Annotated in this window: 11 protein-coding genes; 6 read left to right on the top strand and 5 right to left on the bottom strand. The window is 71.2% G+C overall.

Features of this window, described 5'->3' with window-relative positions:
* Positions 1–11 precede the first annotated feature (11 nt).
* Entirely contained in the window at positions 12–455 is a 444-nt protein-coding gene (locus ABD151_RS11470; protein WP_343994411.1) for a hypothetical protein, read from the bottom strand.
* 87 nt (positions 456–542) lie between these two features.
* On the opposite strand from ABD151_RS11470, the gene ABD151_RS11465 reads away from it, so the two are divergent.
* Together ABD151_RS11465 and ABD151_RS11460 are read left to right on the top strand one after the other, a co-directional pair.
* The gene (locus tag ABD151_RS11465; protein WP_343994409.1) at positions 543–839 is read left to right on the top strand and encodes a DUF2470 domain-containing protein; all 297 of its coding nucleotides are present in this window, start codon (positions 543–545) and stop codon (positions 837–839) included.
* Between the two features lie 47 nt (positions 840–886).
* Positions 887–1624, top strand: a complete 738-nt coding sequence (locus ABD151_RS11460) for a 2-phosphosulfolactate phosphatase (protein WP_343994407.1) — start codon at positions 887–889, stop codon at positions 1622–1624.
* On the opposite strand, the gene ABD151_RS11455 is transcribed toward ABD151_RS11460, so the two are convergent.
* Positions 1608–3497: a hypothetical protein gene (locus tag ABD151_RS11455; protein WP_343994405.1), complete on the bottom strand. Its 1890-nt coding sequence runs from the start codon at positions 3495–3497 to the stop codon at positions 1608–1610. The two genes, ABD151_RS11460 and ABD151_RS11455, sit on opposite strands and share 17 nt — an antisense overlap.
* 141 nt (positions 3498–3638) lie before the next feature.
* On the opposite strand from ABD151_RS11455, the gene ABD151_RS11450 reads away from it, so the two are divergent.
* On the top strand, positions 3639–5783 hold the full coding sequence (locus ABD151_RS11450; protein WP_343994403.1) for a RecQ family ATP-dependent DNA helicase: 2145 nt from the start codon (positions 3639–3641) through the stop codon (positions 5781–5783).
* A gap of 79 nt (positions 5784–5862) precedes the next feature.
* On the opposite strand, the gene ABD151_RS11445 is transcribed toward ABD151_RS11450, so the two are convergent.
* Both ABD151_RS11445 and ABD151_RS11440 read right to left on the bottom strand, forming a co-directional pair.
* Positions 5863–10140, bottom strand: coding sequence for a LamG-like jellyroll fold domain-containing protein (locus ABD151_RS11445; protein ID WP_343994401.1), 4278 nt, complete (start codon positions 10138–10140; stop codon positions 5863–5865).
* Between the two features lie 190 nt (positions 10141–10330).
* Complete coding sequence (locus ABD151_RS11440; RefSeq protein ID WP_343994399.1) at positions 10331–11914, bottom strand: DHA2 family efflux MFS transporter permease subunit; 1584 nt, start codon at positions 11912–11914, stop codon at positions 10331–10333.
* A gap of 70 nt (positions 11915–11984) precedes the next feature.
* Between ABD151_RS11440 and ABD151_RS11435 the strand changes: the two genes are divergently transcribed.
* Complete coding sequence (locus ABD151_RS11435) at positions 11985–13145, top strand: hypothetical protein (protein ID WP_343994398.1); 1161 nt, start codon at positions 11985–11987, stop codon at positions 13143–13145.
* Here ABD151_RS11435 and ABD151_RS11430 read toward each other — a convergent pair.
* Positions 13117–13605 (bottom strand): glutathione peroxidase, encoded by a 489-nt coding sequence (locus tag ABD151_RS11430; RefSeq protein ID WP_343994396.1) that lies wholly within the window; start codon positions 13603–13605, stop codon positions 13117–13119. The two genes, ABD151_RS11435 and ABD151_RS11430, sit on opposite strands and share 29 nt — an antisense overlap.
* An 83-nt stretch (positions 13606–13688) precedes the next feature.
* On the opposite strand from ABD151_RS11430, the gene ABD151_RS11425 reads away from it, so the two are divergent.
* Positions 13689–16460 carry a DEAD/DEAH box helicase gene (locus ABD151_RS11425; protein ID WP_343994394.1) on the top strand — a complete coding sequence of 924 codons (2772 nt, stop codon included), beginning with the start codon at positions 13689–13691 and terminating at the stop codon, positions 16458–16460.
* Positions 16457–17122: an SWIM zinc finger family protein gene (locus tag ABD151_RS11420; RefSeq protein WP_343994392.1), complete on the top strand. Its 666-nt coding sequence runs from the start codon at positions 16457–16459 to the stop codon at positions 17120–17122. The genes ABD151_RS11425 and ABD151_RS11420 overlap by 4 nt, the downstream gene beginning before the upstream one ends.
* Positions 17123–17148: the final 26 nt, after the last annotated feature.

Raw genomic sequence — 17148 nt, 5'->3', positions numbered from 1 at the left:
GCTTGGTTGCGTCAGGAGCCGAACGTGGCGCAGACCAGCTGGATGCGCAGCAGGTCGTCGCTGGGCAACGGCACCGCGTAGACCGCGCCCTTCTGCGGCTCGCTCAGGGAGAACAGCGCCTGGACGCCCTGGCTCGACGACGCCCAGTGCCCGGTGACCGAGACCGGCTTGGTGCCGGTGGGGCATTCGGCGAGCAGGTGACCGGGCTGGCCGGCCGCGACGTTGGCCTCCTTGCGGATCAGCTGGAAGCCGACCACGCCTTGCGCGAAGCGCTTCACGGCCTTGGGCGACAGGTCGGCGCCTTGCAGGCTGCCGTTCTTGATGTCCTTGCTGGTGACGGTGTTGTCCTTGATCTGCTTGCCGGTGATCATGCTGCCCGCCACGGCACCGCCGGAGCCGGCGAACAGGGCGACGACGGCGATCAGCGCCAGCGAGGGCGCGGTGAGGTTCTTCATGTCAGCGACGCTAGGTTCGCCGCCTACTGCGCACCAGTATGGATTCGGCGTAAACATCGTGCTGGCGTGATGGGCGATGATGGGCCCATGACGTTCGCTCCTGCCGTGGTCGAGGCCGTGCTGGCTCACATGAATGACGACCACACCGACGACAATCTGTTGATCGCGCACGCCTTCGGCGTGCCCGAGGCGACCGCCGCGACGATGACCGGACTGGACGGCGAGGCCGGGGTCTGGCAGGTCACCGCTCCGGACGGTGAGCAGGAGCTGCGGGTCGTCTGGCCCGGCGGCCCGATCACCGAGCGCGCCGAGATCCGTCGCGAGGTCGTCGTCCTCTACGACCAGGCCTGTGCCCGCCTGGGGCGAGAGCCGCGCCCGCATTGACCGACGACCTCGACTTCGATCGGGCCCACCTGCAAACGCGCCATCAGGTGCGTCTGGAGTGGGGCCGGGTCGGTGCGGCCGCGCTCACCCGCGAGGCGGTGGACGCCGCGGTGGTGGTCGACGTGCTCTCCTTCACCACCGCCGTCTCGATCGCGGTCTCGCGCGGGGTGACGGTCTTCCCCTATCGCTGGCGTGACTCCGGCGCGGCCGCCCACGCCATGCGGCACGGCGCGAAGCTCGCCGTCGGCCGCTTCGAGGCCCGCGCCGCCAGCAGCGGGGCGCACGTCTCGCTCTCGCCTGCGGCGATGGAGCAGATCGAGGGCGTGGAGCGCCTGGTTCTGCCGAGCCCGAACGGCTCGACGCTGAGCTTCGAGCTCGTCGAGAGTGGCGCCGTCGTCTACGCAGCGAGCATGCGCAATGCCGGTGCGGTGGCGCGCATGCTGCTGCCGCTGCTCGCGGACGGCGGCAGCGTGGCCATGATCCCTGCCGGGGAGCGGTGGCCCGACGGCAGCCTGCGGCCGGCCTTGGAGGACCTGTGGGGCGCCGGCGCGGTGATCGCCGCATTGGCCGCCGCCGGGGTGCAGAGCCTGAGTCCCGAGGCCCGGGCGGCGGCAAGCGCCTACGAACAGATCGCCACCGCCCCAGAGCAGGCTCTGATGGCGGTGGCGAGCGGAGTGGAGCTGGTGGAGAAGGGCTTCCACGACGACGTGGTGGCCGCCGCGCGGGTCGACGTCGACGACGTCGCCCCGCGCCTCATCGACCTGGCGTTCAGCGCTTCTTCTTGACCTTCTTCTTCTTCTTCTTCTTGGGCGGCGTCTGGAACTTGATCTGGATGCTGCTCGATCCGGAGACCACCGACGGAGTCGACCAGGAGCCGGTCCGGGCGAACTCCTTGCCGTACTTGGTGATGCCGGCGAGGTTGGCGCTCACCGAGTTCTGCGGCGCCTCCGCGGCCAGCAGCTTGAGCAGTGCGTTCAGGCTGGTGATCTGCGGGCCGTCCTCGAACTCCTCCTCGCCGAAGAGCATCAGGAACTCCTCGTCCCAGAAGCTGCTGCCGTTGCCACTGATGCTCACGATGCCGCGGCCGATCGCGGACTTCGGGGTAGCCAGGGTGAAGGTCTTGGTGGCGGGCACCCCGGTGGACCGGCGCCCGTCCTTCACCAGGCTCGCGCGGACCTTGACGTTGGAGCCGGACTTCACCGTGATCCGGCCGCCGTCCTTGATGGTCGTCCACTTGCCGCCGACCCAGGCCTCGACCCGGTTCAGGGCCAGCCCCTTGTAGGAGCGGGTCAGGGTCTGACGGACCTGGACGTCGGTGATGGTGACGTCCTCGAAGCCGTTGTCCTGGATCGCTGCGACGTCGCCGGCGACGCCGTTGGGGACCTCGTCGGCGATGCTGCTGGCGCTGGCGTAGTGCTGCGAGCGGCTGAAGGTCTGCACGGTTCCGTTGGCACGCTGGAAGGTGATGTCCCAGGCGACGTCGGCCGCACCGGGGCCGGCCTCGTCGGTGCTCATCGCCGCGTCCCGGTAGGTCTGCAGCCCGGCGACGTAGGCGATCGCCTCGGCGTTGGGCACCACGGACTCGGTGACCGAGCTCTTCGGACCGGTGGTGGTGACCTTCACGGTGGCAGCGGCCGGCAGGGTCGACTGGACCCGGCCGGTGATCCCGGAGAGACGGTCGTGCAGCAGGGTGCCGACCGGGGCCGCGAGGTTGGCCATCTTGAAGGAGACCGGGCCGTCGGCCATGATCATCGCGGTCGAGGCGCCGTGGATGGTGCCGCCGGCCGGGGACCAGACGTTCGGGTGGCCGTAGCCGATCACGATGTCGTCGCAGACGGCAGCGGCGGTGCCGACGGAGTACAGGGCCACGGAGCCGTAGCTGTCGGCGACGGCGACGTTGCCGCCGGCCACGATCGGCACGGTGTTGGCCTGGTTGCCGGTGCTGCCGGCCGCAAGCTGGGGCACGGGACGTCCGGCCCTCTTCGCCAGCGTCTGCAGCATCTTGGTGCTCTGCGCGGTCAGGCCGCTCGTGCCGGCCAGCACGACCGGGCTGGAGAGTCGGCGCAGCGCGCCCTGGGTCTGCGCGGCGGGCACGCCGGCCTCGGCCAGCTCGGCACGCTCCGCGCGGCTCGGCACCACCCGCATCGCCGGGGCGGGGTCGGTCTCGCCGAGCAGGTCGTAGAGGCGAGCGGCGGGCGTGACGCCGGCGATCTTGGACCCGGTCGCCTGGGTGAACGCGTAGGAGACGGAGCCGACCAACTGGCCGTTCGCGGCGTAGACCGGCGAGCCGGAGATGCCCTGCCAGATGCCGGCGTCCACGCTGCCGTCGGGGTTGGTGATCCGCGAGCCCTCGAGCTCGAAGAGGAAGAGGTCGCCGGTGGCGTCCTCGATCGTCGACAGGTAGGTGCCGGTGAACGACTCCGGCGTCTGGGGGGAGCTGTGGATCGTGGCGCCGCGCTTGTAGGTCCCGGCGGTGGTCTTGCCGGTGACCTCGAGCCCCGGGGTGAGGCTCGCCTCCGGGAACGGCAGCGGGCAGTCGGCGGAGGCGCCGGGCGCGGGCGCGCCGGTCGCGGTGGTGGAGGCGATCGCCAGGCCGGCCGTCAGCAGGGTCAGGGTCGCTCCGGCGCCGAGCAGCGCGCGCTTGCGTCGTGTGGTCATGTCACATCCGGGTGTCGTCACGAGTAAGAAGCCCCAATGTATGCGTTAATTCGGACAAATGTGCTGAGTACAGAGGCTTCGGCGACGGATCTTCCACGCCCCTGGCCGGTACTGCCGGAGGCGGTTGGTAGACATGAGGTCATGACCGCACAGACGATCGACCGGGTGGCCTTGCGACAGGAGGCCGAGGCGCACCTGCGCGCGCTGGTGGGCCGTGACGACGCCCGGCTCCGCGACGACCAGTGGACGGCGATCGAGGCGCTGGTCGTGGACCGTCGCCGCGCACTCGTGGTGCAGCGCACCGGCTGGGGCAAGTCGGCCGTCTACTTCACCGCCACGGCGCTGCTCCGGGCCCGCGGCGCCGGCCCCACGGTGATCATCTCGCCGCTGCTGGCGCTGATGCGCAACCAGATCGAGGCGGCCGGGCGGGCCGGCATCAAGGCGGTCACCATCAACTCCACCAACCTGTCGGACTGGGACGCCATCCATGCCGACATCGAGAGCGGCCAGGTCGACGTCCTCCTGGTCAGCCCCGAGCGGCTGAACAACCCCGGCTTCCGGGATCAGGTGATGCCGCGCCTCGCCGCCACCACGGGTCTGCTGGTCGTCGACGAGGCGCACTGCATCTCCGACTGGGGTCACGACTTCCGCCCCGACTACCGGCGGATCCGCACCCTGCTCGGCGAGCTGCGCGCCGGCATCCCGGTGCTGGCCACCACCGCCACCGCGAACGCCCGGGTCACCACCGACGTGGCCGAGCAGCTGGCGGTGGGCGAGGCCGTCGGCGAGTCGGTGCTGGTGCTGCGCGGCTCGCTGGACCGGGAGTCCCTGCACCTGGGCGTGGTCCGGTTGCGCACCGCCGAGCAGCGGCTCGCCTGGCTGGCCGAGCACGTCGCCCAGCTGCCGGGCTCCGGCATCGTCTACTGCCTCACCGTGGCCGCCACCCAGGAGGTCGCCGAGCACCTGCGCTCGGCCGGCCTTGCGGTCGCCGCCTACTCCGGCCAGACCGACGCCGAGGAGCGGCAGCGCCTGGAGGGCGCGCTGGCCCGCGGCGAGGTCAAGGCGCTGATCGCCACCTCCGCCCTGGGGATGGGCTTCGACGCCACCCTCGGCTTCGTGATCAACCTGGGCGCGCCGTCGTCGCCGGTCTCCTACTACCAGCAGGTGGGTCGTGCCGGTCGTGGCACCGAGTCGGCCACCGTGGTGCTGTTGCCGGCGGTGGAGGACCGCGACATCTGGGCCTACTTCGCCTCGCTCGCCTTCCCCTCCGAGCAGCTGGTCCGGCAGACCTTGGCCGAGCTCGACGTCAGCGAGCGCCCGTTGAGCACCCCGGCGCTGGAGACGCGCGTCGAGCTGAACCGCAACCGCCTGGAGATGATGCTCAAGGTGCTCGACGTCGACGGCGCGGTACGGCGGGTCTCCGGGGGTTGGGAGTCCACCGGCCAGCCCTGGGAGCACGACACTGAGCGCTACCAGCGGGTCGAGGCCGCGCGCGCCGCGGAGCAGCAGGCGATGGTCGACTACATCGCCACCGGCGAGTGCCGGATGGTCTACCTGCGTCGTCAGCTCGACGACGACGGCGCCACGGCCTGCGGGCGCTGCGACAACTGCGGTGGGATCAGCTTCACCACCGACATCTCCGAGGCGGCGCTGGGCCGCGCGCGCGACGCCTTGCAGCGACCGGGCGTCACCATCGAGCCACGGAAGATGTGGCCGACCGGGCTCGACCGGCTCGGCCTGAGCCTCAAGGGGAAGATCGACCACGTCGCCGCGGAGGGCCGGGCGGTGGCGCGACTCACCGACCTCGGCCACGGCCAGGCGCTGCGCGAGCTGTTCGCGGCCGCCGTCGAGCAGCCGAGCGGCGTGCACGACGGCGAGGTCCCGCCCGGGCTGGCGCGGGCGATGGTCGAGGTGCTGGCCGACTGGGGCGTGCGGCCCGACGCCGTCGCCTACCTGGACTCCGCCCGCCGCCCCCAGCTGACCCGCTCGCTGGCCGACGGCGTCTCGCGCTACCTCGGTGTGCCGATCGTCGCGCGCTACTCGATCGCGGATCCGCAGGTGGCGCCCGGTGCCGGGGCGATGAACTCCGCGCAGCGGGTGGCCGCGGTGAGCCGGCGCTACCGGCTCGACCTGGCGCCGGCCGCCGAGGGCGTGCTGGCCGGCGGCCGGGTGCTGCTGCTCGACGACCAGGTGGTCACCGGGTGGAGCCTCACCCTCGCCGCCCGCGAGCTGGGTGCCGCCGGCGCCGCCGAGGTGCTGCCGCTGACCCTCGCGGTCCAGGCGTAAGGGGCCTCGACACCCAGGCGCGACACCGGGGCGCGAGCGGCTGCTCGCACCCCGGTGCCTCGACCTCGCGCGCCAGGGATCAGCGGCGGACCACCACCGTCGCCTTCACGGTGGCGGCGGCGTGCTGGTTGGTGGCCGGCAGAGTGACCACGATCTGGTGCTTGCCGGGTGCCAGCTTGGGCAGCTTGACGCTGATCGTGCCGTTCGCCTTCACCGCGGCCCGAGCGACGGTGCGGCCGTCGACCTTCACCGAGGCGATGCCGCGGACCCGGATCTCGCCGGCGGCGAAGCGGGCCTTCAGGGTGACCGCCTTGTTGGCCTTGAAGGACTTCTTCACCGACACCTTGGCGCTCGGCTTCGCCTTCTGGATCGAGGTTGTCGAGGAGGTCGCCGAGGTGGCGGTGCCGTCGGCCAGGGTGGCGGTGATCCGGACGCTCAACCGGGTGCCGATGTCGGCGCCGGTGACCCGGTAGTCGCCGCCGGTGGCCCCCTTGATCGGGGAGCCGTTGCGCAGCCACTGCACGCTGAAGTCCGCCTCGTCGGCGTTGTTCCACGAGCCGTTGGTGCTGGTCAGGATCTGGCCCACGGCCGCGCGCCCGGCGATCCGCGGAGCACTGGTGCTGACCGGAGCGGGGGCCTTGCTGACCTCGACGGTGCGGGCCGCGACGCTCTGGTTCCCGGCGGCATCGGTCGCGGTGTAGAGCACCTGGTAGCGGCCCGGTGCGGTGGTGTCGACCTCACCGTGCACGACCAGCGCACCGCTCAGGTCGCCGTCGCGGTTGTCGCTCACGCTCACCCCGGCACGCGGGTCGAAGGCAGCACCGAGCTCCAGGGTGGTGGTCTCCTCGAAGGTGATCACCGGAGCCTCGCGGTCGGCGACGCCCGCCTCGAGCGCGGTGAACAGCGCCAGCTGGTTGACCTCGCCGACCAGCTCGTCGCCGCTCGCGGCGTCGCGACTGCTTGCCTGCCAGGCGTAGGTCTCGCCGACCTCGAGGCCGTCCCAGATGATGGTGGCCGGCCAGCCGGAGCGAGTGGTCTCGGTGCCGATCACCTCGTCGGTGGGCTCCAGCACGACCAGCGCGTCGGAGCTGAAGCTGGTGGCACGGGTCTGCAGCTGGATCGGCATCTTGAAGTCGTCCTCGGTGCCGTTGTACCGCTTGCGGTCGTCGTACTCGGTGGCGCCGAAGTTGTCCAGGAACGGGGAGTAGGTGTCGACGCTCATCTCGGCGCGGTCGACGTCGAACTGGAGCAGCCGGAAGAAGGCGGCACCGAACTGCAGCGGGGTGTTGCCGCTGTAGCCACCGGTCTGGGTGAGTCCGAGCTCGTCCGAGTCCACCTTGTAGAACTGGTAGTCGGCCAGCAGCTCGACGACGTGGTTGCCCTTCTCGCCGAGGTCCTTCTTCACCTCGATGTTGACCCCGTGCTCGTGGCCCGAGAGGACCAGGAAGACGTTGGGGTTCTTCGCCACCACGTCCTCGCGGACCTTGAAGCCGTCGTAGGACGTGCCGCCGCCGCGGCCGTCGGGGTTCGAGCTCGGCGTGGTGTAGGCGTGGGTGAGCACGATCGCGTTGCGGTCGGCGTACTGGGTGAGCACGTCGTCGGCCCACGCGGCCTCGGCGCTGTCGACCCCGAAGCCGAGGCTGACCACCACGAAGTCCAGGCCACCGGCGCTGAACAGCACGTAGTTGTTGGAGTTGTCGCCCTCCGCGTACGAGTGGTAGCTGGCGTTCGACGCCGTCCACCGCTGGTGCTGGGAGAGGGCCTCGTAGCGCTCCGGGCCGAAGTAGTCGTTGTAGAGCGCGTCCGGGCCGGTGTCGACGCCGTAGAGGTTGTCGTGGTTGCCGGGCAGCACGGTGTTGACCAGGCCGGCGTCGTCCAGGATCTTCTGCGCTGCCGAGGCGACCTCGAACTCGCGCATCGCCTTGGCCCGGTCCGAGCCGACGTTGTGCCAGTTCTCCATGATGTCGCCGGTGTGCGCGGTGAAGGCGATCTTGCGGCTGTCGGTGTTGTCGGCGATCCACTGGGTGGTGTCGGTGTAGGCCTTGCGCCACACGTCGCGCTCGGCCTGGTTGGGCCGCTCGTCGGCACCCTCGGAGAGGTACTGGGTGTCGGTCAGGTGCGCCAGCGAGAAGTCGTAGTCGGACGGGTCCTCGAAGGAGTCGCGGACCTGGTTCGGGATGTCGTCGGCGAAGGGGTCCTCGCCGGTGACCAGGACCGGGACCACGCCGCCGTGCCGGTGCCGCGGTGCGATGTCGCCGTTCAGCGTGATCGAGCCCTCGGCCTGGCCGCGAGCGCTGGCGATCTGCTCCCAGGCGGTGCCGTTCCACACCCGGAGGCCGGCGAGCCGGGTCGGGTCGACCTGGCCGGTCCACACCACGCGCTGGCCGCTGACCTCGGCGACCGGGATGTCGTAGCGCTGGAAGGAGATGCGCTCCGCAGACGGGCTGGTCTGCAGCACGTCGTCGCCGGGCCGCAGCGCCCCGGTGAGCTGCTCGCCCTGCTGGTAGTCGAAGTCGAGGCTTGCCGGGATCTGGTCGATCGAGCCCTGGAAGCCCTGGTCGGCGACCTTCACCGCAGCCTTGGTGAAGGTGGTGACGACGTCGCCGCCGCTCGGGTTGGTGGCGACCGAGGAGAGGGTGACCTTGCCGTCGCCCTGCTCGGTCTGGGTGCCGCCGCTGGTGGGGATGTTCGCGGAGGTGAAGGAGATCTGTTGGTCGATCGGGCGGCCGAAGACGTCCTTGCCGACCATGGTGATCTCGTGGTCGCCGGCTCGCATCCCGGCGCCGATCACCTGGCCCGGCTTGATCTTCGCCTCGTCGTCGAGACGGTAGGTGGTGCGCCGGCCGATCGCCTCGTTCAGCTGGGTGGTCACCTCGAACGGCACTGCCCGGGTGAGGTGCGAGCCCTCGGCCGGGGTGGAGCCCTGCAGGGTGAGCGTCGGGGAGGCGAGGCCCTCGCCGAGGATGTCGGCCTGCAGAGCGAGCACGTCGAGCTCGGCGAGCGGCTCGGAGTAGAGCCGGGCAGCGGCGATGGTGGACGGCGCGAAGAACTGGCCGCGGTTGTTGGTGGACGCGTCGCCGCCGATCAGGAAGTTGCGGGCGCCCTCCTTGGGCAGCGAGAGCTGGCCGGTCGCGGGCGTCTCCTTCACCTGCACGCCGTTGAGGTAGAGCCGGGCCACGTTGCCGTCCCAGCTGCCCACCACGTGGTACCACTGGTCGGCCTCGACGGGCGTCTGCAGGTTGCGGTAGCTGCCGCCGATGTGCGGGTTGAAGGAGAGCTTGTCGCCGTAGAGGGTGATCGAGAAGCCACCGCTCTCCTTGCCGGCGCAGAGGTTGCCGCGCTCCTCGCCGCTGGCCGGGAGGTCGTCGTCGTACTTGAAGACGCACTCGACCGCGAAGCCGTCCTGCAGGGAGGGGTAGACGCCCTCGATCGGGTACCCGAAGGCCGACGAGCCGTCGAGCTCGGCGACGTCGCGGCTCAGTGGAGCGTCGGCGCGCACCTGCGGGTTGGAGAACCGGGTGACCGGGAGGCCGGAGGCGTGGTCGGTCGGGGTGCCGTCACGGAAGTCGACGTCCAGCACGTCGGCAGCCGGTGCCGTGGGCAGCTCGGACCAGGCGGCCGCGGCGGTGCTGACCTGCTCGGCGGTGAGCGCCTCGGAGTAGACCTTCGCGGACTGCACGGTGGTCGCGGAGTAGAAGCCGGTGCCGTTGCCCGGCTGGGCGTCGCCGCCGAGGACGAAGTTGTGCGCGCCGGCCGAGGGCTCCTTGAAGGCGCCGGCAGCAGGGATCTGGGAGACCTGCTCGCCGTTGACGTAGAGGGTCAGCAGGGCGCCGTCCCAGACCGCCATCGTGTGGTACCAGGCGCCGCCGACGATCGGGGTGCGGACGTTCTTGTAGCCGCCGCCGATGTGGGCCATGAAGGTGACGTTGCCGCCGGAGACGACGGTGGCCATGCCCCCGGCCTCCTTCGAGCCGCAGACGCTCTGCTCGCTGCCGCCGATGGCGGTGCCGTCGTAGCGGAAGCTGCACTCCACGGCGAAGCCGCCGGCCAGCTCGGGGTACTGCGCCGCCATCGAGTAGACCGCCGCGTCGTCGACGCCGTCGAAGCCGATGGTGTGTCGCGCGCGGACGGCGTCCGCGGAGATCGTGGGCGAGCCGACCAGGGTGGGCTCGAGGTTGCGGGCGTGGTCGGTGGCGACGCCGCCGACGAGGTCGACGTCGAGGACGTCGGCGACCGGCAGGGTGGCGGCGGACTCCTCCGCCGCGGCGCTCGGGGCCAGGGCGGTCAGGGTTCCGGCAACGGCGAGCGAGCTGAGGCCGGCGGTGGCCCAGGTGCCGAGGGGGGTACGGCGGTTCACGTTGACTCCTGTGTGCAGGTGACGGACAGCAGAAGCCAAGGCCCTCCGACCAGCGCCCGACGGCGCCGAGATGACCGCTCGGGGTGGTTCAGGCGAACACTCTTCTGCGCCATACAAGCCCTTGCCACACAGGGAAATGGGAGAAGGGCCCCACGTCAGCGACGTGAGGCCCTTCTGCCGGCGCGATGGCTCAGTGCACCATCACCGGCGGACGATCGGCGTCCGCGACCATCTTCTTGCGCGGCAGCAGCAGCGCCGGGATGAGGACGGCGACGACCAGGATCGTGGCCACCACGAAGGCACCCTGGAAGGCCCACGCGACGTCATCGGGGAACTTGGCCATCACGTCGGGGATCGCCTCGGGGTTGATGCCGAACTTCCTCAGCACCTCGGCGACCTTGCTCTCGTCCTCACCGGCGGTGGCCAGTGCGGTCGAGGCGCGGTCGGCGAAGGCGTTGGTGATCAGCACCGAGAAGAGCGCCGTGCCGGCCGAGGCAGCGACCTGCTGGATGATGTTCATCAGCGTCGAGCCGCGGGCGATCTGGTGCTCCTTGAGCGTTGCCAGGGCAGCGCTCATGATCGGCATCATCGTGGCACCCATGCCGAGGCCCTGGATGAAGAGGGCGGTGAGCAGGAAGGCGTAGCCGGTGTCGGAGTCCAGGGTGGCGAACATGCCCATGCCCAGCGCGATCAGGGCGATGCCTGGGATGACCACCTTGCCGGGGCCGATCTTGTCGGCGAGGAAGCCGGCCAGCGGCATGGTCAACATGGCGCCGACGCCCTGCGGAGCCAGCAGGATGCCGGACTTCAGCGGGGTCTCGCCGTGCGCGACCTGGAAGTACATCGGGAACAGCAGGCTGGCGCCGAAGAAGGCGAGCGCGAAGAGCGACATCGCGATCACGGCGACCGTCATCTGCCGGTTCTTGAACAGGGTGAGGTCGACCAGCGGGTGCTTGTTGCGCCCGTTCAGCGCCCACGGCACGAAGGCGATCACCAGCAGCAGGCCGATCGCGGCCGGGGCGAGCACCTCGGCGTCCCAGACGGTGCCGGTCTCGGGGACCATCGAGACGCCGTAGAGGAAGGCGGCCAGACCGGGGGAGAGGAGCACCATGCCCAGCCAGTCGAAGGTCTCCGACGGCTCGACGTGGTCGGCGGGCAGCGCCTTGAAGGCGTAGACGAGCGCGATCACGCCGATCGGCACGTTGATCAGGAAGATCCAGTGCCACGACGCGGAGTCGATCAGCCAGCCACCGAGGATCGGGCCGCAGATCGGGCCGAGCAGCATCGGGATGCCCAGCACGGCCATCACGCGACCGACCCGGTCCGCGCCGGCGGCGCGGGTCAGGATGGTCATGCCGAGCGGCATCAGCATGCCGCCGCCGAGACCCTGGATCACCCGGAAGATGATCAGCTGCTCGAGGCTGCCGGCCACCGCACAGAGCGCGGAGCCCAAGGTGAAGAGCACGATCGCCAGCAGGTACAGGCGCTTGGTGCCGAAGCGGTCGGCCGCCCAACCTGTGAGCGGGATCACCGAGGCGAGGGCCAGCGTGTAGCCGGTCATCGTCCAGGCCACCTGGGCGGTGGTCGCGTCGAACTCCTTGACGAAGGTGTTCAGCGCGACCGAGACCACGGTGATGTCGAGGATCGACATGATGGATCCGAGAACGACCACGCCGGCGATGATCAGCGTCTTGCGGTCGAGCTTGTCTTCATGCGGCGGGGTACCGCCGGCTTGGGCTGCAGCGCCGTCTGGCGAGGAGATGCTTGTAGACACCAGTAGAGGGTAGGGAGTAGGTCGCGAAATGAGCGAATCATTTCCGCGCCCCGACGGTACCGTCACAGCCATGAGTCAGCAGCCGACCGAGTTCGACCCGTTCCGCAGTGCCCTGGGCGACCTCGTCTCCTCAGGAAGCATCACCCCGGCGCAGGCGGACGCCGCGTGGCGGGCCGGCATCGGTCAGCCGGCCATCCTGCACCGGGGCGAGACGGTGGCGGTGGCGCTCGGCACGACCCTGCTCTCGGCGGCAGTGACCCTGGCGCTGTGGTGGAGCCGGTTCGACGACGGACTGGACTGGGCCGTCTACGGCCCGGGCCTCGGCGCTGCGCTGGGCCTGGTCGTGGTGGCACTGCTGGCCTGGAAGCTGGTCGGCGACCCGGAGCGGCGGGCGAACCTGATCGCCTGGCCGGGTGCGGCGGGAGCGGTCGGCGTCGGGCTGATGATCGGCGTCGGCATGGACGACACCGCCGGCACCGTCTACGTGGTGGGCGCGGTGATCCTGGCGCTCAGCGTGGTCGGCCACCTGATCACGCCGCGGCCGCCGTTCCTGTTCAGTGCCCTGCTCGGACTCCTGATGCTCTACCTGCAGGCGGTGGAGGACCTCTTCGGCGATGCGCTCGACATCGACGAGCTCGGCGACAACGCCGGCATGGTCTCGGCGGTCGCCACCGTGCTCTTCGTGGTGGTGGTCACGATCCTCGGACGGCGCTACCTGCCGGGCGGCGAGATGCTCGGCGTCGTCGTCGGCCTGGTCGGCACGCTGGCGCTGACGGTGCTGGCGATCGGACTGGGCGTGATTGGCTTCTTCATGTCGATGTTCGACGCGTTCACCAGCGACTTCGCCACCGGCTTCGGGGAGAGCGGACCGGACGGGCTCAGCGTCACAGACGAGCTGCCGAGCGCGGTCGAGGGCGGCGAGTTCGGCGGGCCGGCGATGGACAACGTCCCCTTCGGCGACTCCGGCCCGCAGGCCGGCGTCTTCGACAACGACCTGTGGGTGGTGCTGCTGTGCGGCGCCGCGCTGGTCGGCTTCTGGCTGTGGCTGGCCTGGCGCGACGGTCCGGTCGGCTACCGGGTGCTCGGACTGACCACCGGTGCGGTGCTGGTGCCCGTCGTCTCGGTGGCGTTGGGCACCGAGCACCCCGGCGTCTGGACCGTCGTCGCCCTGGCGGGCGGGCTGCTCGTGTTCGGCGCTGTGGTCAGCCGAGCAGTGATTCGATCGCGCTGACGACGCTCGCGTCACCGGGCTCGGTGCGCGGGCGGAACCGGGCGACGGGGGTGCCGTCGGCGTTGATCAGGAACTTCTCGAAGTTCCACTGGACGTCGCCGGCCTCGCCGTCGGCGTCCGCGAACGCGGTGAGCTCGGCGTAGAGCGGGTGCTGACCGTCGCCGTTGACCTCGATCTTCTCGGTCATCGGGAAGCTGACCCCGTAGGTGGCGGAGCAGAACTCGGCGATCTCGTCGGCCGAGCCGGGCTCCTGGCCCATGAACTGGTTGCACGGGACGCCGACGACGGTGAAGCCGCGCTCGCCGTAGGTGCGCTGGAGCTCCTCCAAGCCGGTGTACTGCGGAGTGAGCCCGCACTTGGAGGCGACGTTGACGAGGAGGGCCGGCTGGCCGCCGGTGAGGTCGCCCAGGGTGGCGGGGTTGCCGTCCAGCGTGGCGATCGGGGTCTGAAGAATGCTCATGCTGGGCAGGGTAGCGCTCGGCTGTGTAGGCAGTGGGTGGTTGACTCGTCATCCGGTTGGTGGACGACGAAGGAGTGGGTGGCGTGAGCTTCGTGCCGATCGTGGGCCCGGCCACCTTCCACCCTGCGGAGCCGCCGCGGGAGAGCGAGATCGAGTTCACCGGTGCGGCGCGCTCGGTGCGCCTGCCGATGCGCGCCGCGTTGCCGGTGCTGACCCGGGCCCGCAGCGATGCCACCGCCCACCCGAGCGTGGTGCTGCTGGCGGGCTCGGCCCTGATCGGCATGCAGGTGGTCGCGGCCGGGCGGATCGGTCCCGGGCCCGAGGGCTGGTGGGTGCCGGCCCTCGACGAGCGTGACCGCGACCGGCTGCACATGCTGGCGCTCAAGGGCGAGGAGGTCGCGGAGGGCGGTCTCTCTGCGGAGGAGCTGGCGACGGCGGTCCTGGCGGCGGTGGTCGACGCGCTCCCGCCGAGCCCGCCGGCCAGCAAGGGCACCGGTGAGCGGGCCGACGCCGGCCCCGGTGAGGGGATGTCCCGCTTCGCGCAGGCACGTGCTCGCGCCCGGCGCTCCCCGACGCCCGACCCGGCCTTCGTGCGCCGGCTCCAGGCCCGAGCGCAGGGCGGCGAGGATCCGGACCTGCCCCAGCTCGTCGCGCTCTCGCTGCGGGTCGAGGCGCCGGAGGAGGCGCTGGTCGCGGGCGCGGTGGACCTGGTCCTCCAGGTGCACGACGCCCGCAACGCCCTGCACCTGGCCGATGCCGCGGTGCTCTTCGCGGAGTCCGGGCCGGGCGCGAGCCACGGCTTCGGCGACCGCGCCCGGTTGCACACCACCGTGCTGCTGCGGGAGGCGGCGCTGGCCTGGGGCGTGCTCGACCGGTTCGCCGAGCTGCGGGTGCCCGATCGGATCACCCTCGACGCCGACGAGATCCTGAGCTTCCTCGACCACGGCGTCGCCGCACTCCAGGAGCGTGGCGTCGAGGTGCACTGGCCACGCAGCCTCGGCCGTGAGGTGACCACCTCGGCGGTGCTGGCGCCGGGTGGCCGCAGCGCCCCGGTCGACCGCGAGGAGGCCTTGCAGGACAGCATGTTCTCGCCGGACGCGCTCTTCTCGTTCCAGTGGCAGCTGGCCGTGCACGGCGATCCGCTCACCCCCGAGGAGATGGACGCGCTGGCCACCGCCGCGCAGCCGTTGGTGAAGCTGCGCGACCAGTGGATGGTCGTCGACTCCGCGGTCCTCAAGCGCGCCCGCAAGCGGATGATCGGCACCGTCAAGCCGGCCCAGGCGCTGGCCGCCACCCTGACCGGCGTCGCCTCGATCGAGTCGGCTGAGGTCCAGGTCATCGTCGGCGCCACCTTGGAGAAGGTGCGCGAGCAGCTGCGCGGCGCGGCGACGGCGGAGCCGGTCCAGGTGCCCGCCGGGTTGAAGGCCGAGCTGCGCGAGTACCAGCGTCAGGGGCTCACCTGGCTCAGCGAGCTCACCGGGCTCGGCCTGGGTGCCTGCCTGGCCGACGACATGGGTCTGGGCAAGACGATCACCCTGATCTCGTTGCATCTGCACCGCCGCGAGACGCTCGGCGTCACCGCGCCCACGTTGGTGGTCTGCCCGGCCAGCCTGCTGGGCAACTGGGAGGCGGAGGTGCACCGGTTCGCACCCGGCGTCGAGGTGCGTCGCTTCCACGGCGCGCAGCGCTCGCTCGACGGGATCGGCAGCGGCTTCGTGCTCACCACCTACGCGACGATGCGCTCCGACGCCGAGCGGTTGGCCGCCGTCGACTGGGATCTGGTCGTCGCCGACGAGGCGCAGCACGTGAAGAACGCCCAGTCGGCCACCGCCCGCGCGCTGCGCACCATCGGCAGCAAGGCGCGGGTGGCGCTGACCGGCACCCCGGTGGAGAACGAGCTGGCGGAGCTCTGGGCGATCCTGGACTGGACGACGCCCGGGCTACTGGGCTCGCGGACCGCGTTCCGCAAGGTGTGGGCGGCGCCGATCGAGGCGAACGTCGACCCGGCCATCACCCGGCGCTTCGCCGAGCTGGTGCAGCCGTTCCTGTTGCGCCGCAAGAAGTCCGACCCGGGCATCGCGCCCGAGCTACCGCCGAAGACGGAGACCGACCACCTGCTCGGGCTCACCCGCGAGCAGGTCGTGCTCTACGAGACGCTGGTGCGGACCTCGATGGAGAAGATCGAGAAGGCCGACGAGGAGATGCGCCGCGGCCTGGTGCTGGCGCTGCTGACCGGGCTCAAGCAGATCTGCAACCACCCGGCGCACTACCTGAAGCAGGTCAACCCGCGGCTGCGTGGCCGCTCGGAGAAGCTCGACCTGCTCGACGAGGTGGTCGACACGGTGATCGCCGAGGACGGCGCGGTGCTGGTCTTCAGCCAGTACGTGCAGATGGCCAAGCTGCTGCAACGGCACCTGCGTGCCCGCGGGGTGGCGAGCCAGCTGTTGCACGGTGGCGTTCCGGTGCCCGAGCGCGAGCAGATGGTGAAGGCCTTCCAAGCCGGCGAGGTGCCGGTCTTCCTGCTCTCGTTGAAGGCCGGCGGAACGGGGCTCAACCTGACCCGGGCCGACCACGTGGTGCACTTCGACCGCTGGTGGAACCCGGCCGTCGAGGATCAGGCCACCGACCGCGCCTACCGGATCGGGCAGACCAAGCCGGTGCAGGTGCATCGCCTGGTCACCGAGGGCACGATCGAGGCGCGGATCGCGGAGCTGTTGGCCCGCAAGCGGTCGCTGGCGGACGCCGTCCTGTCGGGTGGGGAGACGGCGCTCACCGAGTTGAGCGACGACGAGCTGCGTGAGCTGGTCACGCTGCGCCGCGAGGACGCGCGCCGCCTGGGCTGGGGCGCCTCATGACCACGATCACCCATCCTCGGTTCGCGGTCCGCCGCTCGTCGGCGAAGGCGGGCTCGTGGTGGGGCCGGGCGTGGGTGCGCGGTGTCGAGGAGGCCGCCTACTCCGACGGCGACCTCAAGCGCGGCCGGCAGCTGGCCCGGGCCGGCTCGGTGGGGGCGATCAGCGTCGGGCCCGGCCGGGTGGTGGCCGCGGTGGTGGAGCGCGACGACGCCTGGACGGTCACCGTCTCGGTGCCGCAGCTCGACGACGCGGGCCGTGAGGCCTTCGTGGAGGTGGTCGCGGCCGAGGCGGGCCGGATCGCCGCGCTGGTGGCCGGCGACCTGCCGCACACGTTGGTCGAGCACGCCGAGGAGGCAGGCGTCGAGCTGCTGCCCTATGGCGCGGAGCTGGCCTGCGAGTGCAACTGCGACCACTGGACGCCGCCGTGTCCGCACGCCATCGCGGTGCTCAGCCAGTTCGCCTGGCTGCTCGACGAGGACCCGTTCGTCCTGCTCGGTCTGCGTGGCCTGCCCCGCGACGAGCTGCTCGCCGCCCTGCACGACCTCGGCGGTGCCGGCGCGCAGAGCCCCGAGTCGGAGACCGAGGCCGACCTCGACTCCGCCGCGGACGCCGTCCGCCGGGCGCGGGCGCTGCTGCTGGAGCTGGGCGAGGGCGCTAGCTGAGCCTGGCGACCAGCCAGATCCGGTGT

Origin of the sequence: Nocardioides dubius (assembly GCF_039528155.1) — a bacterium.
GTDB lineage: Bacteria > Actinomycetota > Actinomycetes > Propionibacteriales > Nocardioidaceae > Nocardioides > Nocardioides dubius.
This window is presented reverse-complemented; position numbering and strand designations above follow the sequence as displayed.